This is a genomic window from Streptomyces katrae (assembly GCF_000966975.1).
Lineage (GTDB): Bacteria > Actinomycetota > Actinomycetes > Streptomycetales > Streptomycetaceae > Streptomyces > Streptomyces katrae.
In genome coordinates this window covers 1-13,692 of sequence record NZ_JZWV01000409.1, presented here as the reverse complement: position 1 = coordinate 13,692, position 13,692 = coordinate 1, and the positions used below count along the sequence as shown (strand labels likewise).

The window sequence follows — 13,692 nt, the reverse complement described above, 5'->3', positions numbered from 1 at the left end:
GCTCCGGGTTGTCCCGCAGCCGCTTCGCCGCCCCGGTGACGAACTCCTCGCGGGAGACGCGCTGGTCCCCGTCCACGTCGGCGATGCCCGCCATGCCCTGCCAGAACGCCTCCGCTCCGGCGAAGAGGGCCTGACCCTTGTCCGAGCGGGCGGTGACGCCGAATTCGGCCAGCACCGCCCGGGCGGCCGTACTGAAGTCCTCGCGGTCGATGTAGCCGGATCCGTCCTGGTCGAAGGTGGCGAATCGGGATGCGATCTTGCGCTCGTACTCTGCGCTGTCCATATGCGGCGTTCCGCCTTCACATGTGCGTTGGGGTGCACTTGAGGTGCAGATCAAGACAGGCAGGAGCGTAAGCCCTCGATGGCCTGCGCGTTAAGCGGAGCGGTCCATGGGGTGGCCGCATCGAACCCGCGCACGGGAAGCGCGCCGGGGCGCGTACGTGTGTCCGGCTAGCACGGTGTTCGCGCTTACGGAGGAGGTTCCCCCAAAACCGGCGCGCTCCGGCCGGTGGCGACTACATTTGACGGGTCGACACACGGCTGGAGGCACCATGGCGAAGGACGTTCCACCGCGCTGGGACCGCCGCATGCAGCAGCGTCTCGCCCGCGGTGAGGCCGCCGCCCTCGGGGAGCTCTACGACCGTTTCGCCTCGCTCGTGCACAGCCTCGCCCACCGGGTGCTCGGGGACGAGAAGGCCGCGGACCGCATCACCCGCGAGGTCTTCGGCTACATCTGGGAGAACCCCGACGCATACGACCCCAAGCAGGGCTCCATGCGCTCCTGGGTCGCCCGGATCACCCAGGGCCAGGCCGTCGCCCGGCTGCGTCAGGCCGAACTGGGCCGGGGCTCGCGCGAGGAACTCGAACAGAAGGTGCGCAGCGCCAACGCCGCCGCCCGCGCCGACTACATCGTCACCTCCATGCCCGCACCGCTGCGGGCCGCCCTGGAACTCGCGTACTTCAAGCGCCGCGACTACCGGCAGGCCGCCGCCGACCTGCAGATCAGCGAGGACGAGGCACGGCGCCGGCTGCGCCTCGGGCTCCAGCTGCTGTCGACCGCCAACGTCCTCCCGAGGGAGGACACCGCCCCGCCCGGATACGGCCCACGCGGATACGGAACCACCCGATGACCGGACCCACCGATGACACCCCCGACGACGCGTACGAGCCCCCGGCGGGCGGACCCGCGCTGATACCGGGTCCGCGTGCGGCCGGGGACGACCTCGACCCGCCCGGGGTCCTGCCGTCCGCGCCGCCCTCGCACGCCGTACTGAAGTCCCTGCTCGGGGCGTGGGCGCTGGCCGCCTGCTCGGCCGAGGAGACCCAGGCCGTCGAGGACCACCTCACCGAGTGCGCCCCCTGCGCCGAGGAGGCGCTGCGGCTGCGCGACGCGGTCGGTCTGCTGCACCCGGAGGAGAGCCTCGACCTGAAGCCGCTGCTGCGCTCGCGGGTGCTGGAGGACTGCCTGGGCAAGCGCCCGGCCCGGATCCCCGTACCCGTGTGGGCGAACCCGTACGACACCGAGACCGCACGGCTGGACGCGCTGCTGCGGGACTTCGGGGAGTCGGAGTGGGACACCCCCGTGCGGCTCAAGTGGTTCGAGGAGGATCGCCGGCGCAGCCACCGCACCACCGTGGCGGGGGTGATCGGGCACCTGCTCACGGTCGACGGGCTGGTCGCCACCGCCCTGGGACTGGACGACCCGCTCGGACCGCAGGCCCCGTCCGGCGGTCCCACCGGCCGTACCGAGCACTACTGGAAGTCCGCCGGCTCCCCGGCCACCCGGAAGGTCCGCGAACCCTGGCGGGAGCAGGGGCACACCCTGGTCCGTACGGTCTCCTTCGCGGGCCGGGGCGTGGCCGAACTGGACGTGGACTACGGGGCCTTCGCGCTGCCCCTCGGGGACGCCTTCCTGGAGCGGGCCTTCGAGTGCTGGGTGCACGCCTGGGACATCGCGGAGGCGGTGGACTACCCGTACGAGCCGCCGTCCGGCCCGCACATGCACCGCATGATCGACCTCGCGGCCCGGCTGCTGCCCGGCGCGCTGGCCGGCCGCCGCCGTTCGGGGCTGGCGGCGCCGGCGCGCGGGCTGGTCGCGGCGGGAGCTCCGGGGCGCACCCTGCACCTGGAGATCGAGGGCGCGGGCGGGGGAGGCTGGGACATCGCCCTGGACTCCCCGGCGGCGAAGCCCTCGCGGGAGCACACGGTGGCGGAGGTCGCCCTGGACGGCCTGGAGTTCTGCCAGCTGGCCGCCGGGCACATCTCCCCGGAGGAGGCCGCGGTCGGCCAGACCGGCGACCGGGAGGCGATCCGGGACGTGCTGTTCGCCGCCGCCTCCCTGAGCCGGCTGTAGGCCCGGCGCCGACCCCGCACGCCCGACGGGCCGGTCCGGCTCCCCCGAGGAGGAGCCGGACCGGCCCGAGGGCGTCGCGGTCCCGCGTCAGGAATAGCGTTCGCGCAGCCGGTACTTGAGCACCTTGCGCAGGGCGTCGTTGCGGGGCAGGGCGTCGACCAGTTCCAGCTGCTCGGGGAGCTTGTACGGGGACAGGCCCTGGGCGCGGAGGTAGGCGGTGACCTGGGGGAGGGTCAGCGGGGCCGCTCCGGGCGGCTGCTCGACCACGGCGCAGACGCGCTCGCCGCGCGCCTCGTCGGGGAGGCCGATGACGGCCACGTCGCCGACGCCGGAGAGCTGGTGGAGGAGGTCCTCGATCTCCTTCGCCGAGATGTTCTCGCCCTTGCGGATGATCACGTCCTTGCTGCGTCCGGTGAGGACCAGGTGGCCGGAGGGGGTGAGGTGGCCGAGGTCGCCGGTGATCAGGTAGCCGTCGGAGTCGAAGACCCCGGTGGCGTCCTTCTGGTTCAGGTAGCCCTGGCAGACCGCCTCGCCGCGCAGCCGGACCTCGCCGTCGGTGCCGGCGGGCAGGGGGGTGCCGTCGGGGGTGGTGACGCGGATGGACATGCCCTCCGGGGGGCGGCCCTCGGTGGTGGCGAGGTTCTCGGGGGTGTCGTCCGGGGAGCCCATGGTGATCATCGGGACCTCGGTCATGCCGTAGCCGTGGGTCAGCTGGCAGCCCAGCTCGCGCACCACCGCGTGGTAGATCTCCGGCGGCTTGGGGGCGCCGCCGCCCGCGAGCAGGCGCAGGCTCGGGAGCAGGGGCATGGCGGGGTCCTTGCGCTGCTCGGTGAGGAACATGGAGTAGAAGGCGGTGGAGCCGCCGGCGATGGTGACCCCGTGGCGGCGGTAGCCGTCCAGCGCGTCCGGCATCGCGAACTTCTCGAAGAGGACCGCCGGGAACCCGTACAGCAGCAGCATCACCGTGTAGTCGGGGCCGGCTATGTGCGCGTAGGGGAAGGCCATCGAGCCCACGTCGGAGGGGGTCAGCCGCAGGGCGTGGGCCAGGCAGGAGCCGCCCGCGATCAGTGAGCGGTCGGTGTGCAGGACGCCCTTGGGGTCGGAGGTGGTGCCGGAGGTCCAGTAGATCCAGCGGACGGCCGTACCGTCGGCGGGCGGCGGGGGCAGCACGGCCGGGTCGCCGTCGGGCAGGTCCGCGTCCGCGTACGCCTCGAAGACGCCGCGCGCGCCGAGCCGGGCGGCCATGGCGGTGTGGTCGAAGCCGCGCCAGGTGCCGGGGACGGCGAAGTACTCGGCCTCCGAGGAGCGCAGGGCGAAGGCGACCTCGCGGTCACGGTAGAAGGGGATCACGGGCGACTGGACGGCGCCGAGGCGGGCGAGGGCGGCCGACAGCAGGACCGTCTCGATGCGGGTCGGGAGCTGCCAGGCGACGACCGTGCCGGGGCGCACGCCCTGGTCGTGGAGGCCGGCGGCGACGCGTTCGGCGCGGTCGCGCAGGGCGCCGAAGGTGAGGGTGCGGTCCGCGGCGGGGTCGTCGGCGGCCTCGATGAGGACCGGGGCGTCGGGGGTGAGGGCGGCGCGGCGGGCGATCAGCTCCCAGAGGGTGCGGGAGCGGCTCAGCTCGACGGCGGTGGCGGCCGCCGCTCCGGGTTCCGCCGGCGCGGGTGCCGGCGCCGTGTCCGGCGTCGTGTCCGTCGTCGGTTCCGTCGTCGGTTCCGGCGTCGTCATCGCGGACCTCCCCTGGGCGTACCGCCCGACGTCAGCTGACGGTGAGTCAGATCAACGGCAGAGCGTAGGGCTCCGGCGCTTGTCGGTCCAGGGGTGGCGGGGCTAGCTTGTTTCTGACGATGCATCAGATTTGGGAGAAGGAGCGCGAGCACATGGCCCTGGAACTGCCTCGGATCATCAGCGTCGACGACCACGTGATCGAGCCCGCCCACCTCTTCGACGTGTGGCTGCCCGCGAAGTACCGCGACCGCGGCCCCAAGCCCCTGACCGCCGGAATCGGCGAGCTGGAGTACACCGGCGGCAAGTACGTGATCTCCATGGACCCGGACGGCCCGCCGACGGACTGGTGGATCTACGAGGACCTCAAGTTCCCGTACAAGCGCAACATCGCCGCCGTCGGCTTCGACCGCGACGACATGACCCTGGAGGGCATCACCCGCGAGGAGATGCGCCGCGGCTGCTGGGACCCCAAGGCGCGGCTGCTCGACATGGACCTCAACCACGTCGAGGCCTCCCTCTGCTTCCCCACCTTCCCCCGCTTCTGCGGGCAGACCTTCGCCGAGGCCAAGGACAAGGAGGTCGCCCTCGCCTGCGTGCGCGCGTACAACGACTGGATGGTGGAGGAGTGGTGCGGCGACAGCGGCGGCCGGCTGATCCCGCTGTGCATCATCCCGCTGTGGGACATCGACCTCGCCGTGGCCGAGATCCGCCGCAACGCCGCCCGCGGGGTGCGGGCCGTGACCTTCTCCGAGATCCCCACCCACCTGGGGCTGCCGTCTATCCACTCCGGCTACTGGGACCCCTTCTTCGCCGTCTGCCAGGAGACCGGCACGGTCGTGAACATGCACATCGGGTCCTCGTCGCAGATGCCCGCCGCCTCCCCGGACGCCCCGCCCGCCGTCCAGGCCTCGCTGAGCTTCAACAACGCCATGGCCTCGATGATGGACTTCCTCTTCAGCGGGGTCCTGGTGAAGTTCCCGACGCTGAAACTCGCCTACAGCGAGGGCCAGATGGGCTGGATCCCCTACGCCCTGGAGCGCGCGGACGACGTCTGGCGGGAGCACCGCGCCTGGGGCGGGGTCCGCGGCCTGATCCCCGAGCCGCCGTCCACGTACTACTACCGGCAGATCTTCTGCTGCTTCTTCCGCGACAAGCACGGCATCGCCTCGCTGGACGTCGTCGGCCGCGACAATGCCACCTTCGAGACCGACTACCCGCACGTGGACTCGACCTTCCCGCACACCAAGGAGGTCGCCCTCGACCATGTGAAGGGCCTGGACGACGAGACCGTCCACAAGCTGATGCGCGGCAACGCCATCCGCATGCTCGGCCTGGACCTGGTCTGACATGGACCTCGCCCACACCGAGGAGGAGCAGGAGTTCCGGGCCCGGCTGCGGGCCTGGCTCGCCAAGGTGCTGCCCGAACTGCCCGCCAGGCCCTCGCCCGACGACTGGCCCGGCCGGCGCGCCTACGACCTCGGCTGGCAGCGCCGGCTGTACGACGCCGGGTACGCGGGCCTGCACTGGCCCGTCGACGCCGGCGGCCGCGGGGCCACCCCGACCCAGCACCTGATCTTCCTGGAGGAGACCGAGCGGGCCGGCGCCCCGTACGTCGGCGCCAACTTCGTCGGCCTGCTGCACGCCGGACCGACGATCGCCGCCGAAGGCACCGCCGAGCAGCGGGCGCGCTGGCTGCCGCCGGTGCTGCGCGGGGAGGAGGTGTGGTGCCAGGGGTTCAGCGAGCCGGGCGCCGGCTCCGACCTGGCGGCGCTGCGCACGAAGGCGGTCCGGGACGGGGACGCGTACGTGGTCACCGGCTCCAAGATCTGGACCTCGCACGCCGAGGTCGCCGACTGGTGCGAGCTGCTCGTACGGACGGACCCGGCCGCGCCCAAGCACAAGGGGATCTCCTGGCTGGCCATGCCGATGGACGCCCCCGGCGTCACGGTCCGGCCACTGCGGACCCTCGCGGGGTCGGCCGAGTTCGCGGAGGTGTTCCTCGACGAGGTCCGGGTGCCGGTCGCCAACCGGGTCGGCGCCGAGAACGACGGCTGGCGGGTCACGATGGTGACCCTCTCCTTCGAGCGGGGCACCGCCTTCGTCGGCGAGGTCGTCGCCTGCCGGCGCACCCTGGGCGCGCTGGCGCGGGCGGCGAAGGCCAACGGCCGCTGGGACGACCCCGTGCTGCGGCGCCGGCTGGGCCGGCTGTACGGGGAGTTCGGTGCGCTGTGGCGGCTCACGCAGTGGAACGTCAGCGAGGCCCAGGGTTCGGGCGGGGTTCCCGGCGTCGGGGGCAGCGTCTTCAAGCTGGCGTACTCGCACGCCCGGCAGGAGCTGTACGACGCGGCGGCGGAGGTGCTGGGGGCCGGCGCCCTGTCCCTGGAGGAGGAGTGGACGCTTGAGCGGCTCTCGTCGCTCTCGTACACGATCGCGGCGGGGACCTCGCAGATCCAGCGGAACATCGTCGCCGAGCGGATCCTCGGCCTGCCGAAGGGGCGGTGAGCGGTCGTGGACTTCCGGCTGACGGAGGACCAGCGGGACCTGCGCGCGGGCATCCGCGACCTGCTCGCGGGGCGGTACGGGCGGGAGGCGCTGCGGGAGTCGGTGCGGGCGTCGGAGTCGTCCGGGGTGGCGTCGTCGGGGGCGGTGTCGTCCGGGGTGGTGTCGTCCGGGGCGGTGGTGGACCGGCGGCTGTGGCGGGAGCTCGGTGAGGCGGGGTTCTTCTCCCTCCGGCTCCCCGAGTCCGAGGGCGGGGTGGGGCTGGGCCTGCCGGAGGCGGTGCTCGTCTTCGAGGAGGCCGGGCGGGCGCTGCTGCCGGGGCCGCTGGTGGCGACGCACCTGGCGGCCGGAGCGGTCCCGGGGGCGGCTTCGGGCTCGGCGGTCGTGACGGCCTTCGACCTGGGCGGGCCGCTGGTGGCGTACCTGGGGGAGGCCGACGCGGTCCTGGGGGCGGAGGGGCTCCCGGCCGGCGAGCCGGTCCGCTCGGTGGACCCGCTGACCCCGCTGTGGCGGTCCTCCGGGGTACTGCCGTCCGGGTACCGGGAGGCGGGGGCCCTGCTGACGGCGGCGCTCCAGCTGGGCAGCGCGCTGCGGACGGTGGAGCTGGCCGTGCGGTACGCGGGGGAGCGCGAGCAGTTCGGGCAGCCGATCGGGGGCTTCCAGGCGGTCAAGCACCTGTGCGCGCGGATGCTGGTCCGCGCCGAGGTGGCCCGTACGGCGGTGTACGCGGCGGCGGTGACGGGTGACGCGGCCGAGATCGCGGCCGCCAAGCTGCTCGCCGACGAGGCGGCGGTGCGCGGGGCCCGGGACTGCCTCCAGGTGCACGGCGGGATGGGCTTCACGTGGGAGGCGGACGTGCACCTGCACCTGAAACGGGCGTGGGTGCGGGCGGAGCAGTGGCACACGGCGCCGGAGGCGGAGGAACTCCTGGCGGCCCGCCTCGGGGCGGAAGCGGAGGAGGAGGCGGTAGCCGAGGCGGAGGCGGCTGCGATGGGGTAGCAGCCTGTGACACCGGGGCACGGGTGGGACGGCGCGGGACTCATGTCCGATTACAGAGAGTTGATATCGGTTTGTGTCCTTCCCCCACCCCGTTCCGGCCCGGAGCGGGGGGTGTGCTCCGGTACGCTCCCACGATGCGAGTGGTTGAGCGGCGTGAGTGCCGCACAGTATGCACCACGCCTACTCCTTCGCGCTGGAATATGCCCGAAGCGCTTGTTCTGGTGACTGTATGTCAACCATGCTGCTCGGCACGGGGATCACACTCGGTGATCCCATCCTGTCGCGAGGCGAAGTGTCCGCCGGTTCGGATGGTGTGAGCGGTGCAGGTGCTTCAGGTACAGCTGGAGGTAGGACCCGACCCCGCCGAGGTCGGACGGGCGCGCCGGTGGGCGCGGTCCCGGCTGGCGGGGTCCGGTATAGGGGACGACGAACCGCTCGCCGAGACGCTGATCCTGCTGATCTCCGAGCTGGTCACGAACGCGGTCGTGCACACGGGCTGTCCGGCCGTGCTGCGGATGCTCCTGGGGGGTCCGGGCGTACGGGTGGAGGTCACCGACGCCAGCGACCGCGCCCCGGCCCGCCGGCAGGCCGCCGGCGACGACACGGGCGGGCGCGGGCTGGAGCTGGTGGACGGGCTCGCGGACCGGTGGGGCTGGCAGCGCGAGGGCGCGGGCAAGCGCATCTGGTGCGAGATCGACCGTGCGGTGGAGGAGCCCCCGGCGGCCCCGTCGGCGCCCCTGGGAAAAGTCCTGCTGAAACGGGAACCACGCGTGTACCTCTAACGAGGTGTTGACGGTTCGTCACCTGTTGATCACCCTGATGGTGAGCGATTCGTCGCGAGGGGACGCCAAGGGTCCTGTGCCTTGACGAGTGCGGGTCGTGGGGTGGCGGCTGCCGTGCCGCGCTCGGGGCGTGCATGCCGCACGCCGCCACCCGCAGGTTCTTCCCCGTGCGCGTGATACGCGAGGGGGCGTTCCGCCGCTGCGGCTTCGGCGCGGTGCGGCGCGAATTCGGCGGCGGACGGCTGGAATTCGCGGGCCGTGTTGGTAGGAGCGTACATAAAGTCCCGGGCATCGTTGTTTCCCGGCGGGACGGATGCCTACGGTGGCCGCGCATTCTCCAGCGGACCGTCACCGGTACGCCTCCGGCAGCGTTCCGTGATCCTTAAATGCGGCCACAAGCCATTCATGGGAGAGGGGGCACAGCGATGAAGATTCTTTTCGCCATCCGTAATGCCGTTTCCGGTCAGAAGAGCCTCAAGAAGAGCGCCTGGTACTTCTGGTACTAGACCGGCAGAGCCGCCCCGGCCGCCCGCCGGCCGGGACGGCACCGACGGCCCATCGGAGCCTCCGTATGCCCCTCTCCCCCCTCCCGGCCGCCCGGACCACGGTCTTCGCGCCCCGGCTCGCCGCCCTGCTGCGCGAGTACACCGGCGAGGACGCCTTCCGCCTGGAGCCCGACACCATGGGCGTCGCCGGCCACGCCCTCGCCGACCGGATCCTCGCCGCCCGCCGGGCCACCGAGACCGAACGCCCCACCTTCAAGCCGCTGCACGGCCGGTCCATCGGGCGCACCGAGGCCGCCGCGGTGATGCGGGTCATCGGGCGGGACGTCAGGGAAGCCCTGGAAGGGCCCCTGCCGAAGGAAGTCGACCTCACCGGCCCGTGGCCCCTCACCGGGCACCTTTTCCTCCGCGACCTCATTCTCGGCGGCGATCCGCGCCGACTGCGCATTCTGATGAGCCGGAACCTGGAGCTGACCCCGAAACTCACCTGGTCGGTGATAGCCGCCGGCGCGGCCGTCCCCTGGCGGAAAAAACCCGGGACGACATCGAGCGGAATTGCCGGCCTGCTGGCCGAAGCGGACGGCTACCACGACCGCCGCCATGCGATGGGGATCTACCGGAGGGCGGCCGCGCCCGTCTGTTTCACCGTCTCCACCCTCGTCGCGAACGCCCTCTGGCTGGGCTCGCCCTTCGACGCGGACACCCCCAACCGGAACATCCTCCACGAGGCCGCCCGGCTGCTGCCCCCGTCCTGGAACATCCTGCGCTACGCCTCGCCCGAGTACGGAGCCCTCGACGCGCGCATCGGCGCCGGGGACGACGTACTCGTCCTGCCCCTGCTGTCGCACCGCGACCCCGCCCTGTGGGAGGAGCCCGACGCGTTCCGGCCCGGGCGGTGGGACCGCCTCGACCCCGAGACCGCCCCGGGCTACCTGCCGTTCGGGCACTCCTCCGAGCGCTGCTGGGGCCGGCACATGGTCATGCCGCTCGCGGAACTGCTGCTGGACCTGATCCGCGGTACCGGACTGGAGGTCGACCCCGCGCAGCGGAAGGCGAAGGTACCGCTGGTCGGGCTCCTCGGGGTGGAGGACGTACGGCTCACGAAGGCGGCACGGCGTGTCCGTTGAACAGGTCCCGGTCTCCTTCTTCGACGACCCCCACCCCGCCTACCGCCGCTGGCGGGAGCTGGAGGGCGGGGCGCACCGGGTGCGGATCCTCGGCGAGGCCCCGCTGGAGGGCTGGGTGGTCACCGGGCACGCCGCCTGCAAGGCCGCCCTCGCCGACCCCCGGCTGAGCAAGAACGCCGCGACCGAGGCCTTCGACCGCCGCGACGGCTCCGAGGAGGGTCCGGGCCCGGGCCGCGCGCTGACCGCGCACATGCTCAACTCCGACCCGCCCGCCCACACCCGGCTGCGCCGGCTGGTCCAGCAGGCGTTCACGGCACGCCGGGTGGCGGCCCTGCGGCCGGTGGTCGAAGGCCACGTGAACCGCCTCCTGGACGGCCTGGCCCGTACCCCCGAGCCCGACCTCGTCCGGGACTTCGCCGTCCCCCTCCCCCTCGCCGTCGTCTTCGACCTGCTCGGCGCCTCCGAGGGGGCCGGGCACATCCTGGAGGCCTGGGCGGCCACCCTCAACGGCGAAGAGGGCGACGGGGAGGTCTCCGTCCCCACCGCCGAGGCCCTGGTGGGACACATCCGGGCCCTGCTCGCCCACAAGCGCGCCCACCCCGGCGACGACCTGCTGACCGCACTGATCCACGCCCACGACGACGGGGACCGGCTCAGCGAGCGGGAGATCACCTCCATGAGCTTCCTGCTGGTGGCGGCGGGCCACCAGACCACCGCCAACCTCATCTCCAACGGCGTCCACGCCCTGCTCACCCACCCCCGCGAACTGGCCGCACTCCGCGCCGACCCCTCGCGCACGGGTGCCTTCATCGAGGAAGTCCTGCGCCACGAGAGCCCGTTCTCCATCGCCACCATGCGCTACGCCACCGAGCCGGTGACGATCGACGGCACGACGATCCCCGCCGGGGACTTCGTCCAGATCGCCATGCTGTCGGCCAACCGCGACCCCGCCGTCTTCCCCGACCCGGACCGCTTCGACCCCTCCCGCCCGGCGACCGGCCACCTGGCCTTCGGCCACGGCATCCACCACTGCCTCGGCGCCCCCCTGGCCCGCCTCCAGGCCGAAACCGCCTTCACCACCCTCCTCACCCGCCACCCCACCCTCCGCCTGGCCACCCCGACGGCCCGCCCCCAGTGGTGGCGCAACCCCCGCCACCGGGGGCTGCGCACCCTGCCGGTGCTGCTGGGGTGACCTAACGGGCCGTGGCCGTCAGTGACTTCGACAGGCCTTCGGTCAGCCACCGGTGTGCGACCGTCATGTTCAGGCCCCGGCCGCCGGTGACCGTGTCGACGAGGCCCCAGTAGCGTTCCAGGCGGGGGTCGAATCCCGAGGAGCGCGACGCCAGCCCGTGCAGGAACGTGCGGAAAGCGGGTGTGTCGAGCTCGCGTAGGGCCCGTGCGTGGGCGGAGACGAACGCGTCGACCGCCGCCCCGGCGTGGGGCGGCCGGCCCTGGAACACGGCGGCGGCCGTCAGGGCGGCGGCGTCGTCCAACTCCGCGTAGAGCGCCGGGGCGCCGCGCATCTCCTCCTCGTGGTCCTGCGTCCAGCGGGTGAAAGCGGGGCTGGAGATGAGCAGGTGGAGTTCGGCGTAGGCCAGCGCGGAGTGCGGGCCGGGGTCGTTCGGCGGCTCCGGGGAGAGCATGGCGACCATGCGCTCCAGGCGGTGGCGGGGCATGGTCCCGGACAGTTCGCGGAACCAGTGGTCGGTGAGGGCGCGGTGCGCCTCCGGGAGCCGCTGCACCCGGGCGAGGATCTCCAGGCGGTGCAGCCGTTCTTCGCTCGGGCAGTCGTCCAGGGCCTTGAGGGTGGCCTGCCGCCAGCGCAGTTCGACGAGTCGTTCCTGCACGGCCTCCAGCTCGGTTTCCACCAGCTCGTGCAGGGAGCACTCGCCCGTGACCACCCGTGTGACGGTGGCGATCGGAGTGTCCAGCGCGCGCAGCCGGCGTATGAGCCGGATCCGTTCCCACGCCTCGGGTCCGTAGCGGCGGTGCCCGCCCGCGCTGCGGGCGGCGACGGGCAGCAAACCGCTGTCGGAGTAGTAGCGGAGGGTTTTCACGGGGACCCCGGTTCCGTCGGCGAGCTCACCGATGCTCCACGTGGTCTGCGTCACAGCCCCTTGAACCTCCAGCGCGCGGGAGGTCCTAGCGTAATCCGCGACCGAGCCCGGCCGGGCGCGCGCCCGTTGAGCGCCGGGCCGGGCCCCGTGCGGCACCTGCCGCCCCACCACGACCGAGAAGGGCGGACACGTATGCCCCCGACCACGGCACCAGGAAGCCGGCGACGCCGCAGAGGCGGACCCGTCACGGCGCTCCTCGCCCTGCTCTGCTCCCTCGCGAGCCTGGCCGCCATGACGGCCGCCCCGGCCGCCGCCCTGCCGGCGGCTGACCGGAGCGGTCCCGATCCCGTCGTACGGACCGATCACGGGCCGGTACGCGGCGCGGCGCACGGCTCGTACGCCACCTTCGACGGCATCCCGTACGCCGCTCCGCCCGTCGGCGGACTGCGCTGGCGGCCGCCCGCACCCGCCGCCGCGTGGCACGGCGTACGGGACGCGAGGGCGGCGGCTCCGCGCTGTGTGCAGATGCCGCCACCGGGGGCGGCGGCGGGCGCGGTCGCCGGGGCGGAGGACTGCCTCTACCTCAACGTCACGGCGCCCGCTCCGGTGCGGCCCGCGGCCGGGCGGCCCGTGCTGGTGTGGCTGCACGGCGGTGCCTTCCTCGGCGGTTCCGGCGGTGACTACGACGCCGGGCGGCTCGCGGCCGGGGGCGGCGCCGTCGTCGTCACCGTCAACTACCGGCTGGGGATCTTCGGCTACTTCGGACACCCCGGCCTCGGCTCCGCCCCGCCGTTCGGCCTGGCGGACCAGCAGGCCGCCCTGCGCTGGGTGCGCGCCAACGCCGTGCGCTTCGGGGGCGATCCGGACCGGGTCACCCTGGTCGGCGAGTCCGCGGGCGCGCTCGGCATCTGTGCGCACCTCACCTCACCGGCGGCGGCCGGGCTGTTCCAGCGGGCCGTCCTCCAGAGCGGCTCCTGCTCGATGTCCTTCCCCCGGGGGGCCCTCGGGCCCGGTTCGCCGGCGTACGAGCCCTTCGCCGCGCAGCGCGACGTCCAGGCGGCCGGTGCGCAGGCCGCCCGGCGGCTGGGCTGCACGGCAGGGCGGGACGAGGACGTGGTGGCCTGCCTGCGCGGGCAGAGCACGGAGCGGCTCGCCACCGCGGAGCTGATGCAGTCGTTCAACCGGCCCGCGTACGGCAACGCGCTGCTGCCCGCGGCGCCGGCGGAGGCGCTGAGGGAGGGACGCTTCCACCGGGTTCCGCTGATCCAGGGAACCAACCGCGACGAGATGCGCATGTTCGTCGGGCTGTCCCTCGCCGCCTTCCCGATCGGCACCGATGCCGAGTACCGCGCCCGTCTCGTGGACGCCTTCGGGAGCACGGCGGCCCCGGCCGTCGAGGCGCAGTACCCCGCGGCCGGCTATCCCACGCCGGCACTGGCCTGGGCGACGGTGCTCACGGACCGCTCCCTGGCGTGCACGACACTGGCGGCCGGCCGGGCCGTCGCCGCCCACGCGCCGGGACTCCCCCTGTACGGCTACGAGTTCGGTGAGCCGGAACCACCCGTACCTGCGGGCCTGCCGCAGAACCCCGGCTTCCCCTACGGAGCGGCGCACGGCTTCGAGCTGCCGTTCCTGTTCCCCTCC

13 protein-coding genes are annotated in these 13,692 nt (G+C 73.4%); 10 read left to right on the top strand and 3 right to left on the bottom strand.

Going from position 1 to position 13,692, the window contains the following annotated elements; genetic code table 11:
• A partial coding sequence (locus VR44_RS15890; protein WP_045948144.1) for an EF-hand domain-containing protein occupies window positions 1-283 on the bottom strand: 283 nt, incomplete at its 3' end.
• Between the two features lie 268 nt (window positions 284-551).
• Between VR44_RS15890 and VR44_RS15885 the strand changes: the two genes are divergently transcribed.
• Both VR44_RS15885 and VR44_RS15880 read left to right on the top strand, forming a co-directional pair.
• Window positions 552-1,130 (top strand): sigma-70 family RNA polymerase sigma factor, encoded by a 579-nt coding sequence (locus tag VR44_RS15885; protein WP_042816979.1) that lies wholly within the window; start codon window positions 552-554, stop codon window positions 1,128-1,130.
• The gene (locus VR44_RS15880) at window positions 1,127-2,353 is read left to right on the top strand and encodes a zf-HC2 domain-containing protein (RefSeq protein ID WP_045948143.1); all 1,227 of its coding nucleotides are present in this window, start codon (window positions 1,127-1,129) and stop codon (window positions 2,351-2,353) included. The genes VR44_RS15885 and VR44_RS15880 overlap by 4 nt, the downstream gene beginning before the upstream one ends.
• An 87-nt stretch (window positions 2,354-2,440) precedes the next feature.
• Here VR44_RS15880 and VR44_RS15875 read toward each other — a convergent pair whose 3' ends face one another.
• The gene (locus VR44_RS15875; protein ID WP_245691847.1) at window positions 2,441-4,081 is read right to left on the bottom strand and encodes an AMP-binding protein; all 1,641 of its coding nucleotides are present in this window, start codon (window positions 4,079-4,081) and stop codon (window positions 2,441-2,443) included.
• 152 nt (window positions 4,082-4,233) lie between these two features.
• Here VR44_RS15875 and VR44_RS15870 point away from each other — a divergent pair, with 152 nt between their 5' ends.
• The 7 genes from VR44_RS15870 (at window position 4,234) to VR44_RS15845 (ending at window position 11,183) form a co-directional block, all read left to right on the top strand.
• Window positions 4,234-5,427 carry an amidohydrolase family protein gene (locus tag VR44_RS15870; RefSeq protein WP_045948142.1) on the top strand — a complete coding sequence of 398 codons (1,194 nt, stop codon included), beginning with the start codon at window positions 4,234-4,236 and terminating at the stop codon, window positions 5,425-5,427.
• Between the two features lies 1 nt (window position 5,428).
• Entirely contained in the window at window positions 5,429-6,583 is a 1,155-nt protein-coding gene (locus tag VR44_RS15865; RefSeq protein ID WP_045948141.1) for an acyl-CoA dehydrogenase family protein, read from the top strand.
• Window positions 6,584-6,589: 6 nt separating this feature from the next.
• Entirely contained in the window at window positions 6,590-7,579 is a 990-nt protein-coding gene (locus VR44_RS15860; protein ID WP_045948140.1) for an acyl-CoA dehydrogenase family protein, read from the top strand.
• Between the two features lie 320 nt (window positions 7,580-7,899).
• Window positions 7,900-8,361, top strand: a complete 462-nt coding sequence (locus tag VR44_RS15855; protein WP_045948139.1) for an ATP-binding protein — start codon at window positions 7,900-7,902, stop codon at window positions 8,359-8,361.
• Between the two features lie 386 nt (window positions 8,362-8,747).
• Window positions 8,748-8,867 (top strand): tryptorubin family RiPP precursor, encoded by a 120-nt coding sequence (locus VR44_RS49135; protein WP_425424513.1) that lies wholly within the window; start codon window positions 8,748-8,750, stop codon window positions 8,865-8,867.
• Window positions 8,868-8,932: 65 nt separating this feature from the next.
• The gene (locus VR44_RS15850) at window positions 8,933-9,991 is read left to right on the top strand and encodes a cytochrome P450 (protein ID WP_045948138.1); all 1,059 of its coding nucleotides are present in this window, start codon (window positions 8,933-8,935) and stop codon (window positions 9,989-9,991) included.
• Window positions 9,981-11,183, top strand: a complete 1,203-nt coding sequence (locus VR44_RS15845) for a cytochrome P450 family protein (RefSeq protein WP_045948137.1) — start codon at window positions 9,981-9,983, stop codon at window positions 11,181-11,183. The genes VR44_RS15850 and VR44_RS15845 overlap by 11 nt, the downstream gene beginning before the upstream one ends.
• 1 nt (window position 11,184) lies before the next feature.
• Here VR44_RS15845 and VR44_RS15840 read toward each other — a convergent pair whose 3' ends face one another.
• Window positions 11,185-12,102 carry a helix-turn-helix domain-containing protein gene (locus VR44_RS15840; protein ID WP_045948136.1) on the bottom strand — a complete coding sequence of 306 codons (918 nt, stop codon included), beginning with the start codon at window positions 12,100-12,102 and terminating at the stop codon, window positions 11,185-11,187.
• Between the two features lie 138 nt (window positions 12,103-12,240).
• Here VR44_RS15840 and VR44_RS15835 point away from each other — a divergent pair.
• Window positions 12,241-13,692 (top strand): carboxylesterase family protein (locus VR44_RS15835; protein WP_094191681.1); only part of this gene is annotated, 1,452 nt, incomplete at its 3' end.